General features: G+C 69.1%; 17 protein-coding genes. 9 read left to right on the plus strand and 8 right to left on the minus strand.

Translation table 11 applies throughout. The annotated features are described in order from the left end of the window. The first annotated feature begins 117 nt into the window (after positions 1-117). Positions 118-1,698 (plus strand): alkaline phosphatase D family protein, encoded by a 1,581-nt coding sequence (locus E0H92_RS00225; protein WP_131494981.1) that lies wholly within the window; start codon positions 118-120, stop codon positions 1,696-1,698. On the opposite strand, the gene E0H92_RS00230 is transcribed toward E0H92_RS00225, so the two are convergent. Further along, the gene (locus tag E0H92_RS00230; RefSeq protein ID WP_131494982.1) at positions 1,699-2,445 is read right to left on the minus strand and encodes an SDR family NAD(P)-dependent oxidoreductase; all 747 of its coding nucleotides are present in this window, start codon (positions 2,443-2,445) and stop codon (positions 1,699-1,701) included. An 86-nt stretch (positions 2,446-2,531) separates the two neighbouring features. Here E0H92_RS00230 and E0H92_RS00235 point away from each other — a divergent pair, with 86 nt between their 5' ends. Continuing rightward, positions 2,532-3,374 (plus strand): helix-turn-helix transcriptional regulator, encoded by an 843-nt coding sequence (locus tag E0H92_RS00235; protein WP_131468781.1) that lies wholly within the window; start codon positions 2,532-2,534, stop codon positions 3,372-3,374. Here the strand turns inward: E0H92_RS00235 and E0H92_RS00240 are convergent, their stop codons facing one another. Both E0H92_RS00240 and E0H92_RS00245 read right to left on the minus strand, forming a co-directional pair. Next, on the minus strand, positions 3,375-4,181 hold the full coding sequence (locus tag E0H92_RS00240) for a polysaccharide lyase family protein (RefSeq protein ID WP_131494983.1): 807 nt from the start codon (positions 4,179-4,181) through the stop codon (positions 3,375-3,377). Continuing rightward, a complete protein-coding gene (locus E0H92_RS00245; protein WP_238173250.1) occupies positions 4,181-5,677 on the minus strand; it encodes an alkaline phosphatase D family protein in 1,497 nt (498 codons plus the stop codon). The genes E0H92_RS00240 and E0H92_RS00245 overlap by 1 nt, the downstream gene beginning before the upstream one ends. Positions 5,678-5,893: 216 nt before the next feature. Here E0H92_RS00245 and E0H92_RS00250 point away from each other — a divergent pair, with 216 nt between their 5' ends. The 4 genes from E0H92_RS00250 (at position 5,894) to E0H92_RS00265 (ending at position 8,940) form a co-directional block, all read left to right on the plus strand. Then, on the plus strand, positions 5,894-6,769 hold the full coding sequence (locus E0H92_RS00250; protein ID WP_131494985.1) for an aldo/keto reductase: 876 nt from the start codon (positions 5,894-5,896) through the stop codon (positions 6,767-6,769). Between the two features lie 39 nt (positions 6,770-6,808). Then, positions 6,809-7,153 (plus strand): tetratricopeptide repeat protein, encoded by a 345-nt coding sequence (locus E0H92_RS00255; RefSeq protein WP_131468773.1) that lies wholly within the window; start codon positions 6,809-6,811, stop codon positions 7,151-7,153. A 75-nt stretch (positions 7,154-7,228) separates the two neighbouring features. Continuing rightward, the gene (locus tag E0H92_RS00260) at positions 7,229-8,341 is read left to right on the plus strand and encodes an LLM class flavin-dependent oxidoreductase (RefSeq protein WP_131468771.1); all 1,113 of its coding nucleotides are present in this window, start codon (positions 7,229-7,231) and stop codon (positions 8,339-8,341) included. Next, entirely contained in the window at positions 8,338-8,940 is a 603-nt protein-coding gene (locus tag E0H92_RS00265) for an FMN reductase (RefSeq protein WP_131494986.1), read from the plus strand. The genes E0H92_RS00260 and E0H92_RS00265 overlap by 4 nt, the downstream gene beginning before the upstream one ends. On the opposite strand, the gene E0H92_RS00270 is transcribed toward E0H92_RS00265, so the two are convergent. Further along, positions 8,926-9,699: a TetR/AcrR family transcriptional regulator gene (locus tag E0H92_RS00270; RefSeq protein WP_202873473.1), complete on the minus strand. Its 774-nt coding sequence runs from the start codon at positions 9,697-9,699 to the stop codon at positions 8,926-8,928. The two genes, E0H92_RS00265 and E0H92_RS00270, sit on opposite strands and share 15 nt — an antisense overlap. Positions 9,700-9,795: 96 nt before the next feature. Between E0H92_RS00270 and E0H92_RS00275 the strand changes: the two genes are divergently transcribed. Then, a complete protein-coding gene (locus E0H92_RS00275) occupies positions 9,796-10,743 on the plus strand; it encodes an ATP-binding cassette domain-containing protein (protein WP_202873474.1) in 948 nt (315 codons plus the stop codon). Next, a complete protein-coding gene (locus E0H92_RS00280; protein ID WP_131468765.1) occupies positions 10,740-11,534 on the plus strand; it encodes an ABC transporter permease in 795 nt (264 codons plus the stop codon). Before E0H92_RS00275 ends, E0H92_RS00280 begins: the two co-directional genes overlap by 4 nt. 69 nt (positions 11,535-11,603) lie before the next feature. Here the strand turns inward: E0H92_RS00280 and E0H92_RS00285 are convergent, their stop codons facing one another. Beyond that, positions 11,604-12,371, minus strand: coding sequence for an SDR family NAD(P)-dependent oxidoreductase (locus E0H92_RS00285; RefSeq protein WP_131494988.1), 768 nt, complete (start codon positions 12,369-12,371; stop codon positions 11,604-11,606). Positions 12,372-12,451: 80 nt separating this feature from the next. Here E0H92_RS00285 and E0H92_RS00290 point away from each other — a divergent pair, with 80 nt between their 5' ends. Further along, positions 12,452-12,991, plus strand: a complete 540-nt coding sequence (locus E0H92_RS00290; protein ID WP_131468761.1) for a GNAT family N-acetyltransferase — start codon at positions 12,452-12,454, stop codon at positions 12,989-12,991. Here the strand turns inward: E0H92_RS00290 and E0H92_RS00295 are convergent. Genes E0H92_RS00295 through E0H92_RS00305 form a run of 3 tightly spaced genes read right to left on the minus strand, consistent with a single transcriptional unit; the run spans position 12,981 to position 16,317 of the window. Further along, complete coding sequence (locus E0H92_RS00295) at positions 12,981-13,796, minus strand: bifunctional allantoicase/(S)-ureidoglycine aminohydrolase (protein ID WP_131468759.1); 816 nt, start codon at positions 13,794-13,796, stop codon at positions 12,981-12,983. The two genes, E0H92_RS00290 and E0H92_RS00295, sit on opposite strands and share 11 nt — an antisense overlap. Next, complete coding sequence (allB, locus tag E0H92_RS00300) at positions 13,793-15,133, minus strand: allantoinase AllB (protein WP_202873475.1); 1,341 nt, start codon at positions 15,131-15,133, stop codon at positions 13,793-13,795. The genes E0H92_RS00295 and allB overlap by 4 nt, the downstream gene beginning before the upstream one ends. Then, positions 15,130-16,317 carry a glycerate kinase gene (locus tag E0H92_RS00305; protein WP_202873476.1) on the minus strand — a complete coding sequence of 396 codons (1,188 nt, stop codon included), beginning with the start codon at positions 16,315-16,317 and terminating at the stop codon, positions 15,130-15,132. The genes allB and E0H92_RS00305 overlap by 4 nt, the downstream gene beginning before the upstream one ends. Positions 16,318-16,319 lie beyond the last annotated feature (2 nt).

The following is a 16,319-nucleotide window of genomic DNA, read 5'->3' on the forward strand; positions in this document are numbered from 1 at the left end:
CGTTCGCTCTCGTTAATTTACCGAGCATGACCGTTAACCTCCGCGACAAGCCACCGCCACCCACCGGCTGAACACTGACAAGCGCTCTCCGAACCGCCCTTCCCCTGGAGGAATCACATGCCTGTCTCCCGCCGTCGCTTCCTCGGGTACGGGGGTGCGGGCGCCGGCGCCGTTCTGCTCGGCACCGGGGCCTGGGACGCCTCGACCACGTATGCGGCCCCGTCCGGCACCGGCAACCCGTTCACGCTCGGGGTCGCCTCGGGCGATCCGCGGTACGACGGGGTCGTGCTGTGGACCCGTCTCGCCACCGATCCGTACGCCGTCGACGGGAAGGGCGGCATGCCCGCGCGCCCGGTCCGGGTGGAGTACGAGGTCGCGTACGACGAGAACTTCCGCCACGTCGTACGGCGCTCCAGCGTCGTCGCGACCCCCGAACTCGGGCACAGCGTCCACCCCGAGATCCACGGCCTGCTGCCGGACCACGTGTACTACTACCGCTTCCGCACCGGTCACGAGGTCTCGCCGACCGGCCGGACCCGGACCGCGCCGCACCCGCTGGCGAACCCGCACGAGGTCCGGTTCGCGTTCGCGTCCTGCAACGCCTGGCAGGACGGGTACTTCACGGCGTACGACCACATGGCGAACGAGGACCTCGACCTGGTCGTGCACCTCGGCGACTACCTCTACGAGTCCGGTGTGAAGACGAACAAGCGCGGCGTGACCACCGACCCGCGGTTCCACACCGAGACGTTCGACCTGGCGCGATACCGGCTGCAGTACTCGCTGTACAAGACCGAGGCCCCGCTGCAGGCCGCGCACGCCGCGCACCCGTGGATCCACACGTTCGACGACCACGAGGTGGAGAACAACTGGGCCGGCGACATCTCCCAGATCGACACCGAGCCGGACCAGGACCCGGCCGTCTTCCGGGCCCGCCGCGCCCAGGCGTTCCAGGCGATGTACGAGAACCTGCCGGTGCGGCACGAGCAGATGCCGTCCGGGCCCGAGATCCGCTACCACCGCCGGCTCCCGTACGGCCGGCTCGCGGACTTCACGATCCTCGACACCCGCCAGTACCGCAGCGACCAGCCGTGCGGCGACGGCGACTCGTCCACCTGCGACGACCGGTTCGACCCGGACAACACGATGCTCGGCGGCAAGCAGCGCGCCTGGCTGCTGGACGGGTTCCGCCGCTCGAAGGCGCGCTGGCAGGTGATCGGCAACCAGACCCCGATGGGGCAGACCGACTGGACGCCGGGCCCGGAGACTCACGTCTGGCTGGACCCGTGGGACGGGTACGTCGCCGAGCGCAACAAGGTGCTCGCGGCCGCGCAGGACAGCGGCGTCCGCAACCTGGTGGTGATCACCGGCGACCGGCACCAGAACTACGCGCTCGAACTGAAACGCGACTTCGCGAACCCGGATTCCGCGACGGTCGGCACCGAGTTCGTCGGTACGTCGATTACGAGCGGCGGCAACGGCGCCGACACGACGGACCAGGGTCAGCAGTTCCTGGCCGCGAACCCGCACCTGAAGTTCTTCAACTCCCAGCGCGGGTACTCGCGCGTCACGATCGACCAGCACGAGTGGCGGAACGACTTCCGGGTCGTGCCGTACGTCGAGACGCCGGGCGCCACGATCAGCACCCGCGCGACGTACGTCGTCGAGGACCGCCGCCCGCACGTCCACTCGGCCTGATCACACGCCCAGGCCGCCGTCCACCCGCAGCACAGCACCGGTCACGTAGGAGGCCCGGTCGCTGAGCAGCCAGGCGGCGGCCTGGGCGACCTCGCTCGGGTCGGCGCCGCGCCCGAGCGGGGTCCGCGCGTTCAGCCCGTCGATGACACCGGGCGTCGCACGGTCCCAATCCTGCAGCATCTCGGTCAGTGTGGTGCCCGGGGCGATCGCGTTGACCCTGATGTTCTCGGGGCCGTACGTGATCGCCGCCGACTCCGTCAGGCTGTTCACGGCCCGCTTCGTCGCCCCGTACGCCGGGAGCGCCGGGTTGCCGGCGAATCCGCCGACGCTCGATGTGTTGACGATGCTGCCGCGCCCCGCGGTCGCCCGGATCGCGGTGACCTCGGCGACGATCGCGGACCAGACGCCGCGGAGGTTCACGGCGTACACCTGGTCGAAGGACTCCTGGCTGAGCCCGTCCATCGGACCGGGTGGCTGGCCGATCGCGCCGTTGTTGAAGGCGGCGTCGAGGCGTCCGTACTCCGCCACGGTCCGGTCGACCGCGGCGCGGACCGAGTCAGGGTCGGCCAGGTCGCAGACGACGTACCGCGCGTCGGTCTCCTTTGCGACGGCGGCGAGTTCGGATTCTGTGCGGGCGGCGAGCATCAGCTGGGCGCCCTCGGCGGCGAACAGCCGCGCGGCCGCGGCACCGATCCCGCGACCCGCACCGGTGATGAAGACGACCTTGTCGTCGAGCAGTTTGTCCATGTCTTCGAGCCTTCGCGCTGCGCGGGCCGGTAACCAGGCATCGGTAGTACCTGGTTAACCCGGCGCGGCGAGGCAGACTGGATGACGTGGACAAGGCGGAACTGGCGGCATTCCTGCGCAGCCGACGGGAGCGGGTGACCCCGTCGGATGTCGGTCTCCCGGCCGGGCGACGCCGCCGTACGCCGGGTCTGCGCCGCGAGGAGGTCGCGCAACTGGCGTACATCTCCACCGAGTACTACACCCGCCTCGAGCAGGCCCGCGCACCACATCCGTCGAGTGAGGTGCTGGCCGGGCTGGCCCGGGCGCTCCGGATGACCGATGCTGAGCGCAACTATCTGCACCACCTGGCCGGGGTTCCACCGGTGCGGCCGACCGGACCGCCGCGGGAGGTACGGCAGAGCATCCTCGACCTTCTCGACCGGCTGCCGAACGCGGCCGCGATCGTCCTGTCGGCCTCGTACGAGGTGATTGCCTGGAACCACCTGGCCACCGCATTGATGGAGGACTTCTCGGTCCGCTCCCGCCGCGACCGGAATCTGATCCGGCGCGCCTTCCTCACCGAAGATCAGCACGTGTACTCCGTCGTGGACGGCCGCCGCTTCGCCCGGAGCTCGGTCAACCAGCTGCGGGCGACCGCGGCCCGGTACCCCGACGATCCGGAGATCCGGGAGCTGATCGCGGACCTGCTGGCCGGAAGTACGGCGTTCGCCGAGCTGTGGGAGGCACGGGAGATCGCGGCCGAACCGACGCTGTGCAAGTCGTTTCAGCATCCCGTCGTCGGGCTGGTGACGGTGAACTGCGACGCGCTCGCGATACCGGACTGCGACCAGCAGGTGATCATCTACACCGCGACTCCCGGCTCCCCGTCCGAGGAGGCGCTCAAGCTCCTGTCCGTGGTCGGCACCCAGCGCCTCGACCTTCCTGGTTGATCACCGACCGAAGACACCGAGCGCGTCGTACGCGATCCAGGAACCTTGGTCCTTGAAGAGTTCCAGGACGTTCTGACCGGCACGGAAGAGGGCCTTCGGCAACGGCACCTCCAGGTACGACGGTTTGAGCGGCGACCCCGGATAGGTGCTGTCGGCAATGGTCGATCCCTTGGTCGCGCCGTTCGCGAACGTCAGGCGGCCGAACTCGGTGCCGTTGATCGTCAGGAGTGCCGACGCCGCGAGGCTGGCGTGACTGTCGATCAGCCACAGCGCGAGGTCGAGATCCTGCTCGGGTACGGCGGGAAGGTCGAAGCGGAAGGTGGCGCGATGGTTCTTCGTGCCGGCCCACTTGTCCGCGGGACCCGGCAGCAGGTAGGACCAGTCCGCGGCCGGCGTCGACGTACCGAACGTGTAGTCGACGTCCGCCGGGAAGCGGGTCGGGTACTCGGCATACCCCTTCGGCGAGAGGGCGAGCTCGGAGCCCTTGCCGTCGAACGTGCCGACCGTCGCGATCGGCGTACCGGAGATCGTGACGGACGTCAGGTTCGCGACGGCCGCTGGGCCCGATTGCGCGGATCTGTTGCCTGCGGCATCGACCGTGACGACCGAGTAGGACCTCGTGACACCGGTGAAGCCGAGGCCCCGGTGCACGAAGTGCGGGTAGACGGTCTTGCCGATCAGGGCACCGTCGGCGTACACGGCGTAGTGGTCGACGACGGTCGCCCACGAGACCGGCTTCCAGTGGAGGGTCACGATTCTGATGCCGCCGGCGCCGTGCAGGCCGGTGATAGCTGGTGGTCGACGCATCACAGTGCCTCCAGGCGGGGATCGGTGGCGGGCGTGCGGAACCGGGCGACGACGTTCGGCTGGGCATTCGCGTCGGCCTGGATGTACGGGAAGTTCACGAACTCGGTGGTCAGCTCGGAGCGGGTCATCGTGCTGTGCACGTAGCCGCGCCGGGCGTTGTAGAGCTTCATGTACGGGTGTTGCAGCCAGTCCTTCGCGTACGCGTCGGTGTCGGTGCCGTCGCCGTTCGAGCCGACCGACGAGCAGACCAGCTCGACGCCGACGGTCCGCGAGGCGGGATCGGCGAAGTCGAGTTTGAGCTCCGACGCGACGTGGCGGTGGATGTCGCCGGTGAGCATCACCGACGTCCCGGCGCCGCCCATCGCCTCGAGCACACGGCGGCGGTTGGCCGGATAGCCGTCCCATTGCTCGGTGCGGTCGTCGGTGACGGCGCTGAGTACGACACCGCCCGCGACGATGTTCCACGGTGCCCGCGAGCGGCGAAGTCCGTCGTACAGCCAGGTCTCCTGTTCGGCGCCCATGATCGTGCGCTGCTCCGACACGCGATCGGCCTCGTCGACCGGGAGCGGGTCGCGGTACTGGCGGGTGTCGAGGAGGTGGACCCTGGCCAGGGAGCCGATGTCGTAGCGGCGGTAGATGCGGCCGTCCGGGCCCTGCGGGAGGCTGTCGAGCGCGAGCGGCGCGTTCTCGTAGTACGCGCGGTACGCGACGGCCCGGCGATGGACGAAGAGCTCGGGCGGTACGCCGTACAGCGAGTTGGCCGCACCGTAGTTGTTCTGCACCTCGTGGTCGTCCCAGACCAGGAACCACGGCGCGACGGCATGGGCCGCCTGGAGATCGGGGTCGGTCTTGAAGAGGCTGTAGCGCAGGCGGTACTGCTCCAGTGTCTCGATCTCGACGCCGTGCTCGGGTCCGACCGTGACGCCCGCGCGCCACAGGTTGTCGCCGGCAACGATTCCGTATTCGTAGATGTAGTCGCCGAGGAAGAACACCGCGTCGGGAGCGCGGCGGGCGATGTCACGATGCGCGGCGAAGTAGCCGTGGTACCAGGCCTGACAGGACGCGGTCGCGAACGTGAACTGGTCGCCGTACGCCGGCAGGGTCTTGGTGCGGCCGACCGGACTGACCTGTGTGCCGACGCGGAAGCGGTAGAAGTACTCGCGGCCCGGCCGGAGACCACGCACCTCCGGGTGGACGGCGTGCGCGAGATCGGGTGAGGCGATCGCGAGCCCTCGCCGTACGACGTGCCGGAAGCGACTGTCGTCGGCGACCTCCCACTGCACCGGAACCTGACTGGCGGGCATGCCACCGTGGCCGTCGACAGCAAGCGGGGTGGGCGCGAGCCGGGTCCACAACACGAAGCCGTCGGGTCGCGGATCACCGGACGCGACACCGAGGGCGAACGCGCCGTCCGGGATCGGCCGGGCCGGGCTGGCGTCGGCGGTCGCCGGAGCCGAGACGCCGAGGGCGACCGAAGCCGCGCTGAGGCCGGTCACCTGGAGGAAGGTCCGGCGGGAAGGAGGAGGCACAGGCGGGGCTCCGATCCAGGGCGAGATTCCAGGGGCGAGATTCCGGGGCGAGCGCTTTCCGCCACATTCTTACGTAATAACTCTCCATTTTGTAAGCCTCTGACTACATTGACCACTCGGAGCACTGAATCCCTGCGGAGATTCCTGTTGGATTTCGCAGTCAGGGCGCGGGAGGTTAGGTGTATGGCAGCTGACACGAACAAGACCCGCCGGATCGGTGACGTCGCGGTGTCCGCGATCGGACTCGGCGCGATGCCGATGTCGATCGAGGGACGGCCCGACGAGGAGCGGTCGATCGCGACCATCCACGCCGCGCTGGACGCCGGGATCACACTGATCGACACCGCCGACGCGTACCACCTGACCGCGACCGACGACGGTCACAACGAGAGCCTGATCGCCAAGGCGCTGGCGTCGTACGGCGGTGACACCTCGGACGTGCTGGTGGCGACGAAGGGCGGGCATCTGCGGCCCGGCGACGGGAGCTGGAAACTGGACGGGTCCCCGAAGTACCTCGCCGCGGCGGCCGAGGCGTCGCTGAAGCGGCTCGGTGTCGAGGCGATCGGGCTGTACCAGTTCCACCGGCCCGACCCGAAGACGCCGTACGAGGACTCGGTCGGCGCGATCCGCGACCTGCTCGACGCGGGCAAGATCCGGATGGCCGGCATCTCGAACGCGAACCCCGCGCAGATCAAGCAGGCCCAGGAGATCCTCGGCGGCCGGCTGGTGTCGGTGCAGAACCAGTTCTCCCCGAAATTCCGCTCGAGTGAACCCGAGCTGGAACTGTGCGACGAGCTGGGCATCGCGTTCCTCCCGTGGTCACCGCTCGGCGGCATCACCAACGCGAGCGAACTCGGCGCGAAGTACCCCGCCTTCCAGACCCTCGCGGCCGAGCTGGGCGTCAGCCCGCAGAAGCTCACCCTGGCCTGGATGCTCGCCAAGTCCCCGGTCGTCATCCCGATCCCCGGCTCCAGCCGCCCGGAAACCATCCGCGACTCGTACTCCGCGGTCGACCTGCCACTGACACCCGAGCAGGTCGCGCTCCTGGATGCCGCCTGACCTGGGCATATTCGCCGCACCGCCGCTGTTGAGCGGCGCATGGAAGACATGCGCGCACTGAGCTACGGCCTCGGACAGCAGTACTTCGAGGAACGTGACTACCGCGGCGCGATCCGCGCGCTGCAGCCGGTGGTCGACGACACGCCCGACGACGTCGGCACCCGGCTGCTGCTGGCGCGGGCGTACTACCACGCCGCTCTCCTCAAGCCCGCCGAGGAACACCTCCTCGCGGTCATCGAACGCGAACCCACCGAGTACTACGCGCACTTGATGATGGCGCGCACGCTCGAACGGCAGTCCCGTCCGGACGAGGCCGGCAAACATCGCCGGATCGCCGCCGCCCTCACCGGCGACGACGAACTCCTGAGGCCGCACTCGCTCTGACCTCCCGGTTGGAATGAGTTGCGGCCGACTGGCGTTCTAATGGTTTAATAGTTAACTACCTACCGAGGAGGACGGATGCAGTTCGGCGTGTTCAGCGTGGGGGACGTGACCACGGACCCGACGACGGGGACCACGGTCAGCGAGGGCGAGCGGATCAAGGCGATGGTCCGGATCGCGCTGAAGGCCGAAGAGGTCGGGCTGGACGTGTTCGCACAGGGCGAGCACCACAACCCGCCGTTCGTGCCGTCGTCGCCGACGACCCAGCTCGGGTTCATCGCGGCCCAGACGTCGAAGATCATCCTGTCCACCTCGACGACCCTGATCACCACCAACGACCCGGTGAAGATCGCCGAGGACTACGCGATGCTGCAGCACCTGGCCGACGGCCGGGTGGACCTGATGATGGGGCGCGGCAACACCGGCCCGGTGTACCCGTGGTTCGGGCAGGACATCCGCAACGGCATCCAGCTCGCCGTCGAGAACTACGCGCTGCTGCGCCGGTTGTGGCGCGAGGACGTCGTCGACTGGGAAGGCAAGTTCCGTACGCCGTTGCAGGGCTTCACGTCGACGCCCCGGCCGCTCGACGACGTACCGCCGTTCGTCTGGCACGGCTCGATCCGGTCACCCGAGATCGCCGAGCAGGCGGCGTACTACGGTGACGGGTTCTTCCACAACAACATCTTCTGGCCGATGAGCCACACGCAGCGAATGATCGAGCTCTACCGCACGCGCTTCGAGCACTACGGGCACGGCGCCGCGGACCAGGCGATCGTCGGACTCGGCGGTCAGGTGTTCATGCGCAAGAACTCGCAGGACGCGGTCCGCGAGTTCCGGCCGTACTTCGACAACGCGCCGGTCTACGGGCACGGGCCGTCGCTGGAGGACTTCAGCCGGGAGACGCCCTTGACCGTGGGCAGTCCGCAGGAAGTGATCGAGCGGACCCTGAGCTTCCGGGAGAGCGTCGGCGACTACCAGCGGCAGTTGTTCCTGATGGACCACGCCGGGTTGCCGCTCAAGACGGTGCTGGAGCAGCTGGACATCCTCGGCGAAGAGGTGGTTCCGGTGCTGCGGAAGGAGTTCGCCGCACTGAAGCCGGCCCATGTCCCGGACGCGCCGACGCATGCTTCCCTGAAGGCCGCGGCCGAGCGGGCACGCGACCTGGAGACGATCGAGGAGCCGATCCGATGAACGAGAAGGTCATCGCCGTGGTGACGGCCGGGCTGACGACGCCGTCGTCGTCCCGGCTGCTCGCGGACCAACTGGCAGACGCGGTCCGCGACGAGCTGTCCGGTCGCGGCATCGGCACCCGGATCGAGCTGATCGAGGTCCGCGATCACGCGCACGAGCTGACCGACAACCTGCTCACCGGGTTCCCGCCGGCGAAGCTGCGCGATGTCCTGGAGACGGTTGCCGCAGCCGACGCGCTGATTGTGGTCACCCCGACCTTCAGCGCATCGTATTCCGGCCTGTTCAAGATGTTCTTCGACGTCCTCGACGACAGGGCTCTGGCCGGCAAACCCGTTCTCCTGGCCGCAACCGGCGGTACCGAACGCCACTCACTCGTCCTGGAATTCGCCCTCCGCCCGCTGTTCGCCTACCTCAAGGCGCTCCCCGTCGCGACCGGCGTGTACGCGGCGTCCACCGACTGGGGCCCGAACGCTGCGGGCCTTCGCCCCCGGATCGCCCAGGCCGCCGGCGAACTGGTGGCCGCCCTGCACCACGAAACCCCGACCCAGGCCGATCCGTTCGAGAACCCGACCCCGTTCGAAGACCTACTGAACAGCTGACCGCGAGCTGATCAGCGGGGTGAGGCCGTCGAGGATCGTGGCCAGGCCGAAGGTGAGGGCGTGGGCAGGATCCATGGCGGACTGGAAGTGTTCGCCCACTGAGGTGCCGACGCGGCCGGCCGTCGGGAAGTGGGTGCCGGACATGACTGTGGTGAGCGTCGGGGAGATCTGACGCCACCACTCCTCGTCCGAGAGGCCGGAGTCGCGTTGGGTGCGGAGTTGTTCAGCGCCCGCGCGGGCGGTGCCTTCGACGTGGGTGAGGACGAGGGTCAGGGCCGAGTCCATCTCGACGTCGGTCAGGCCCAGTCCGTCCAGGGGACGTAACTCGGTCTCGTACTTGCGCGTGATGTTCGGGCCGAGCGCGGTCCGCATCGTCGGCACCTCGTGGATCCACGGGTGCGCGGTCAGCACCTCCCAGTTGCGGAGCGCGATGAACTCGAGCGCGCCGCGCCACCCGCCGGGCTGGTTCAACGGCTCATCAGGGTCGGCGTACAGGTCGCCGTACGCCTGGTCGAACATCAGGTCGGTCAGCTCACCCTTGCCGGGGACGTGCGTGTAGAGCGACATCGTGCCGACCTTCAGCCGCTCGGCGACGGTCCGCATCGACAGCGCCTCGAGTCCGGACACGTCCGCGAGCGCGATCGCCGCGTCGACGATCGCGCGCACCGTCAGACCGGAGCGGCCGGGCTTGGTGTGACTTCCCCAGAGCAGCGCCAGACTGCGCGCCGGATCGGGCGCAGCCGCCTTCCTACCCGCCACCCGGAACCTTCTTCCGCCGCTCGTCGTTGGATGCATCGTACCTGAGCCGTACAATGTACGGTACACTCTACGGCTCAACCAGTGGAGAGGTGGGAAGTGACGACGGAGCGAGTGATCGAGGCCGCCGGCGTACGGAAGAACTACCAGGGCGGTACGGAGGGTGCGGGGCTGAACGGCTTCGACCTGGAGGTCACGGCCGGCACGGTGACGGGCCTGCTCGGCCCGAACGGCGCCGGTAAGACGACAGCGGTGCGGATCCTGTCCACGCTGCTGGAGATGGATTCCGGGACGGCGACGATCGCGGGATTCGACGTTCGACGGCAAGGGGCGGAGGTACGGCGGCGGATCGGCCTGGTCGGGCAGTACGCCGCGGTGGACGAGGTGCTCACCGGGCGGCAGAACCTGGTGATGTTCGGCCGGCTGAACCATCTGGGGAAGGCCAAGGCGGTACAGAAGGCTGACGAGCTGCTGGAGCGGTTCAGCCTGACCGAGGCGGCGGGGCAGGTGGTGAGCAAGTACTCCGGCGGGATGCGGCGGCGGCTCGACCTGGCCGCGAGCCTGATCGTGGCACCGCGGGTGCTGTTCGTGGACGAGCCGACGACGGGCCTCGACCCGGCCGGGCGGATGGAGGTGTGGTCCGCCGTACGGCAACTGGTCGACGGCGGTACGACGGTGTTGCTGACGACGCAGTACCTGGAGGAGGCGGATCAGCTGGCGAACCGGATCTCGATGCTGAAGGAGGGGAAGGTCGTCGCGGAAGGGACACCGGACGAGTTGAAGACGCAGCTGGGGTCGGACTGGCTGGATCTGGTCCTGACGGATCCGGCCGACGTACCGCGGGTCGTGGAGCTGGCCGGGCCGCTCGCGGACGGGGAGATCCGGGTGCAGGACGTCCGGGTGAGTGTGCCGGTGAAGGATCGCACGAAAGCACTGGTGGCGATGGCGAATTCGTTGCACGAGGCAAAGATCGAACCGGAGGACCTGACGTTGCGGCGGCCGACCCTGGACGAGGTCTTCCTGCACCTGACCGGAGACGCCGCATGACCGGCCTCGGATGGGCGCTCGCGGACAGCTGGACGATCGCGCGGCGGACGTTGACGCACTGGCGGATGCAGCCGGGGCTGGTGTTGTTCAACTGGTTCTTCCCGGTGCTGATGCTGCTGCTGTTCGGCGGGCTGCTCGGCGGGGCGATGGAGACCCCCGAAGGTTCGTCGTACTACGAACTGCTCGTGCCCGGGATCTTCGCGCTGTCGATGCTCTTCGGGCTGGAGGGCACGATGACCGCGGTCACGACCGACGTCTCGAAGGGGGTGACGGACCGGTTCCGGTCGCTGCCGATGAGTTCCGCGGCGGTAGTGCTCGGGCGGTGTATCGCGGACATGCTCGACTCGGTGGTGACACTGATCGTCCTGGCCGCGACCGGGCTGGCCCTCGGCTGGCGGTGGCACGAAGGGCTGCCGTCGGCGCTGGCCGCGTTCGGACTGCTGTTGCTGCTGCGGTTCGCGTTGCTGTGGGTTGGGATCTTCATCGGTCTCACCGTGAAGAACGCGCAGAGCGTGACGATGGTGCAGGTGCTGGTGTGGCCGGTCGGGTTCCTGTCCAGCACGTTCGTCGCGACGTCGACGATGCCTGCCTGGCTGGGCACGATCGCCCAGTGGAACCCACTGTCAGCCACCGCCACGGCGGCCCGCGCCCTGTTCGGCAACCCCGACCCATCGGCCACCGCAACCTGGATCGGCACCCACGCCGGCCTCGCCGCGCTGATCGCGCCCGCGGTCCTGATCGCCGTCTTCCTACCCCTCTCAGCCCACCGCTACCGCACGCTGTCCCGCTAGCAAGGCGACTTTGTGCACCGTTCGATCATTTTCGCGGCCGATTTTTGGTCGAACGGTGCACAAAGTGGGTTATGGGGTCAGCTGGCCGCCGTTGATCTCGATGATCTGGCCGGTGATGTAGGAGGACATCCGCTCGGAGGCGAGGAACAGGATGGTGCCGACGCACTCGTGGGGCGTGCCGGTGCGGCCCATTGGGATCGTGGTGAGCATGGCCTGCATCTGGGCGTCGGCGGTGTGGCGGTCGTGGAACGGGGTCTTGATCACGCCGGGAGCGATCGCGTTCACCCGGATGCCTTCGGGCGCCAGCTCCTTGGCCAGGCCGCGGGTGAAGGTGCTGACCGCGCCCTTCGACGTCGCGTAGACCACCGAACCGCCGGCCCCGCCGGTCCGCCCGGCGATCGACGTGACGTTGACGATCGAGCCGCCGCCCTGCGCCCGGAACACCGGCACGATCCGCCGGGAGAGCGCGAACACCGAGGTCAGGTTGACGTCCAGGATCCGGTGGAACTCCTCGTCCGGTACGTCGGCGATCGCGGACCGGTTGACCAGGTCGCCGGCGTTGTTCACCAGTACGTCGATCCGTCCGTGCTGCGCGAGCACCTCGTCGACGAACGCGTCCGCGGCCTTCGGGTCGGCGAGGTCCGCCTGGTGCAAGGACGCCGTACCGCCGGCCGTCTGCACCGCGCCCACGGTGTGCTTCGCGCCCTCCTCGTTGCGGTAGTAATGCAGTGCCACCGCCGCTCCGGTCTCGGCGAACCCCACCGCCGCCGCGGCGCCGATCCCGCTGCTGGCCCCGGTCACCACCACGACCTGATCCCTGAAATCCAGATATCCCATGCCGCCTATCCTCTCCCGCCGCCGGCCTGAACGCGCCGGACGGCCGGATGGCGGGAGCCGTGCGGGGGTATTTTCGAGGGATGGGATACGCGCTCGGGGAGCTGGGGCTCCGGCGGTGGCGGACTGGTGACGCGCTGCGGCTGGTGGTCGCCCATGACGATCCGGAGATGGTGAATCAGGGCGGGATCGTGGACCGCGCGTCCGCCGTCGACTGGATCGGGCGGGTCGCGGACCTGGACAACGGGCACGTGTACGCCGTCGCGGACGCCGACGACCATCCGATCGGGTGCGTGGGGGTGACGAACATCGACCGGCACCGGGTCGGCTGGACCTGGTACTGGACGCTCGCGGACGTCCGCGGTCAGGGCGTCGCGCGGGACTCGCTGCGCGCCCTCGCGGACTGGGCCCACCACGACGCCGGCCTCTACCGCCTCGAACTAGGCCACCGCCTGAACAACCCGGCCTCCTGCGCGGTCGCCGCCGGCGCCGGCTTCCTCTCCGAAGGCGTCGAACGCCAACGCCTCACCTACGACGGCACCCGCTACGACGTAGAACGCCACGCCCGCCTGATCACCGACCCCCTCCCCTCACCCCAACGCCCGGTCAGCGTCAGAGCGTGAGCTTGGGGTGCCGGTTCACGTCCTTGTACAGCAGATACCGGAACCGACCGGGACCACCCGCGTAGCAGGCCTGTGGGCAGAAGGCTCGGAGCCACATGAAGTCGCCTTCCTGGACCTCTACCCAGTCTTTGTTCAACAGGTAGACGGCCTTGCCTTCGAGCACATACAACCCGTGCTCCATCACGTGCGTCTCCGGGAACGGGATCACCCCGCCCGGCTCGAACGACACGATGTTGACGTGCATGTCGTGCCGTACGTCGTCCGGGTCCACAAACCGTTGCGTCTTCCAGCGGCCCTCGGTGCCGGGCATCTCCCGACCCTCGACATCCACCTCGTTGGTGACGAGCGCGGGCGGTACGTCGATCCCGTCGATCCGCTCGTACGCCTTCCGCACCAGGTGGAACGTCACGGCCGCGTCACTCGTGTTCCGCACCGTCCAGTCCCCGCCCGGCGGCAGGTACGCGTACCCGCCCTCGACCAGCGTGTGCTTCTCCCCCGCGACCGTCAGCACAAGGTTGCCGGAGACAACGAACAGCACGGCCTCGGCGGCCGGATCCGTCTCCGGCTTGTCACTCCCGCCACCCGGGCCGACCTCGACGATGTACTGCGAGAACGTCTCGGCGAACCCGGACAGTGGCCGCGCGATCACCCACAACCGGGTCTCGTCCCAGAACGGCAGCCGGCTGGTGACGATGTCGCGCATGGTGCCGCGCGGCAGGACGGCGTACGCCTCGGTGAAGACCGCGCGGTCGGTGGTGAGGTCGGTCTGCGGGGGCAGGCCGCCCTTCGGCGCGTAGTAGCTCATCGTTCTCCTCGGGTCAGCAGGCGGCCGCGCGGGTCGACGGCGATGTCGACGGGTGCGCCGCGGAGCCAGGTGCTCCGGACGACGCCGGTCAGCGTGCGTCCGTCGTACGGCGTGATCGCGTTCTTGTGCTGGAGCTGGTGCGCGTCGACGGTGAAGGTCTCGTCCGGGGCGAGAACGCAGAAGTCGGCGTCGTACCCGACCTCGATCCCGCCCTTCATGGTCAGACCGGTCTGCGCGGCCGGGGCGGCGGCCATCCAACGGACGACATCAGCCAGGGTGAAGCCACGGCGGCGCGCCTCGGTCCAGACGGCGGGCAGGCCGAGCTGGAGCGACGCGATCCCGCCCCAGGCGGTGCCGAAGTCGCCGGTGTCGAGGTGCTTCAGGTCGATGGTGGACGGCGAGTGGTCGGACACGACCTGGTCGATCGTGCCGTCGCGCAGCCCCTCCCAGAGCAGTTCGCGGTTCGCGGCCTCTCGGATCGGCGGACAGCACTTGTACTGCGTGGCGCCGTCGGGGATGTCTTCGGCGGTGAAGCTCAGGTAGTGCGGGCAGGTCTCCGCCGTGATCCGTACGCCGTCGTTGCGGGCCTGGGTGAGCAGCGGGAGGATGTCGGCGCTCGACACGTGCAGGATGTGCACGCGACAGCCGGTCTCCCGGGCGAGCTCGATGACCTGGGCGACCGCCTCGTTCTCGGCCACGCGGGGGCGGGAGTTGAGGAAGGCCTCGTAGCTCGCGCCGTTCGGTTCGGTTGCCTCGTCGATGCGGTGGGCGTCCTCGGCGTGCACGATCAGCAGGCCGTCGAACGTGCTGAGCTCGCGCATCGCGGCCGCCAATTGGTCCGCGTCGAGGGGTGGGAACTCGTCGACACCGGAGTGCAGGAGGAAGCATTTGTAGCCGAACACGCCGGCGTCGTGCAGCGGGCGAAGGTCGGGGACGTTACCCGGGATCGCGCCGCCCCAGAAGCCGACGTCGACGTACGACTGGGTCTCGGCGGTCTTGCGTTTGAGCGTGAGCGCCGGCACGTCGCAGGTCGGCGGGATGCTGTTCAGCGGCATGTCGACGATCGTGGTGACGCCGCCCGCCGCGGCGGCCTTGGTCGCGGAGGTGAACCCCTCCCAGTCGGTGCGACCGGGATCGTTCACGTGCACATGCGAGTCGACGAGGCCGGGCAGCAGTACTTCGTCGTCGCCGAGCCGGAGTTCGGTCGCGGCGTCGAGCTCGGCGTCGTACGGCGAGATCGCGACGATCCGCCCGTCCCGCACCCCGACCGCGGCCGGCTGCTCCCCGCCCGCCCGCACCACCCGGCGGGCCCGAATCACAAGATCCAGAAGACTCATGGGGTCCCTTTCGCCGTTCGTGCCATCGTAAGGTGATCGACCGCGATCCGTTCGCCGAGCTGCTCGAGTAGCGGGCGTGGCTCGGCGATACATCGCCGTACGTCGGGCTCCAGGTCGGTGAGCGCGTAGGCCGCGGAGACGCCGAGGTTCTGGAGTTGCTGTGCTTCGAGGTGGTTGACGCCACAGACGGCGACGGTTGGGATGCCGTTGGCTGCCGCGGCTACTCCGGCGACTGCTTTGCCGTGGAGGGTTTGTTCGTCGAGGGCGCCTTCGCCGGTGACGATCAGGTCGGCGCCGGTGAGTTGTTCGCGGAAGCGGACCATTTCCAGCACCAGGTCGATTCCGGGGCGGAGTTCGGCGTCTAGCAGTGCTAGCGCGGCGAATCCGACGCCGCCGGCTGCTCCGGCACCTGGGGTGTCGCGCAGGTCGCGGCCGGTTTCGCGGGCGACCAGGTCGGCCCACTCGCCGAGCGCCGCGTCGAGCTCGAGCACCTGCTGCGGGTCAGCCCCCTTCTGCGGGCCGTACACCGCAGCCGCACCCCGAGGCCCGGTCAACGGATTGTCCACATCACAAGCCACCACCACCTGCACACCCCGCATTCGCCGCCGGAGCGTCTTCAGATCAAGCGTTCCGCCCGATCCCGCCCCGCCCGAAGCTAGGTTGTAGGCGGTGGAGGCGGAGGCCGGCCCGCCGGGGGCGGTGCTCGGGGAAGTGGGCGCGGCGGGCAGTCCGCCGGCTTCGGTCAAGGCCCGGATGAGACCCTGACCGCCGTCGGTTGAGGCGCTGCCGCCGATGGCGAGGATGATGCGGGTGCAGCCGGCGTCGATGGCTGCGGCGATCAGTTCGCCGGTGCCGTACGACGTGGCGGTGAGGGGAGCCGGGATGCCGTTGGGGAGGCGGACCAGGCCGGAGACGTCGGCCAACTCGACCACCGCGGTGTCGCCCGACCTGGCGTACCCGCTCGAGACCGGCTCGCCGGTGGGGCCGGAGGCAACGACCGGGACGTGGGTGTAGCCGGCGGCGACGGCGGCGCTGAGGGTGCCGTCGCCGCCGTCGGCCACCGGTACGGAGACCACGGTCGCGTCGGGGCAGACTCGTTGTGCCCCGACGCGGACCGCGTCCGCGACCTCGGCGCTCGTCAAGGTGCCCTTGAACTTGTCCGAGGCAACTACCAACCGCACCACCG

This window comes from Kribbella speibonae, from assembly GCF_004331375.1.
In the GTDB taxonomy this organism is placed as follows: Bacteria; Actinomycetota; Actinomycetes; order Propionibacteriales; family Kribbellaceae; genus Kribbella; species Kribbella sindirgiensis.

Excerpts from the sequence above, each read along its gene's own strand:
- E0H92_RS00290 (WP_131468761.1), top strand. The coding sequence starts at position 12,452 with ATGGGATACGCGCTCGGGGAGCTGGGGCTCCGGCGGTGGCGGACTGGT.
- allB (WP_202873475.1), bottom strand. The coding sequence starts at position 15,133 with ATGAGTCTTCTGGATCTTGTGATTCGGGCCCGCCGGGTGGTGCGGGCG.
- E0H92_RS00225 (WP_131494981.1), top strand. The coding sequence starts at position 118 with ATGCCTGTCTCCCGCCGTCGCTTCCTCGGGTACGGGGGTGCGGGCGCC.
- E0H92_RS00280 (WP_131468765.1), top strand. The coding sequence starts at position 10,740 with ATGACCGGCCTCGGATGGGCGCTCGCGGACAGCTGGACGATCGCGCGG.
- E0H92_RS00250 (WP_131494985.1), top strand. The coding sequence starts at position 5,894 with ATGGCAGCTGACACGAACAAGACCCGCCGGATCGGTGACGTCGCGGTG.
- E0H92_RS00260 (WP_131468771.1), top strand. The coding sequence starts at position 7,229 with ATGCAGTTCGGCGTGTTCAGCGTGGGGGACGTGACCACGGACCCGACG.
- E0H92_RS00240 (WP_131494983.1), bottom strand. The coding sequence starts at position 4,181 with ATGCGTCGACCACCAGCTATCACCGGCCTGCACGGCGCCGGCGGCATC.
- E0H92_RS00230 (WP_131494982.1), bottom strand. The coding sequence starts at position 2,445 with ATGGACAAACTGCTCGACGACAAGGTCGTCTTCATCACCGGTGCGGGT.
- E0H92_RS00285 (WP_131494988.1), bottom strand. The coding sequence starts at position 12,371 with ATGGGATATCTGGATTTCAGGGATCAGGTCGTGGTGGTGACCGGGGCC.
- E0H92_RS00265 (WP_131494986.1), top strand. The coding sequence starts at position 8,338 with ATGAACGAGAAGGTCATCGCCGTGGTGACGGCCGGGCTGACGACGCCG.
- E0H92_RS00295 (WP_131468759.1), bottom strand. The coding sequence starts at position 13,796 with ATGAGCTACTACGCGCCGAAGGGCGGCCTGCCCCCGCAGACCGACCTC.
- E0H92_RS00255 (WP_131468773.1), top strand. The coding sequence starts at position 6,809 with ATGGAAGACATGCGCGCACTGAGCTACGGCCTCGGACAGCAGTACTTC.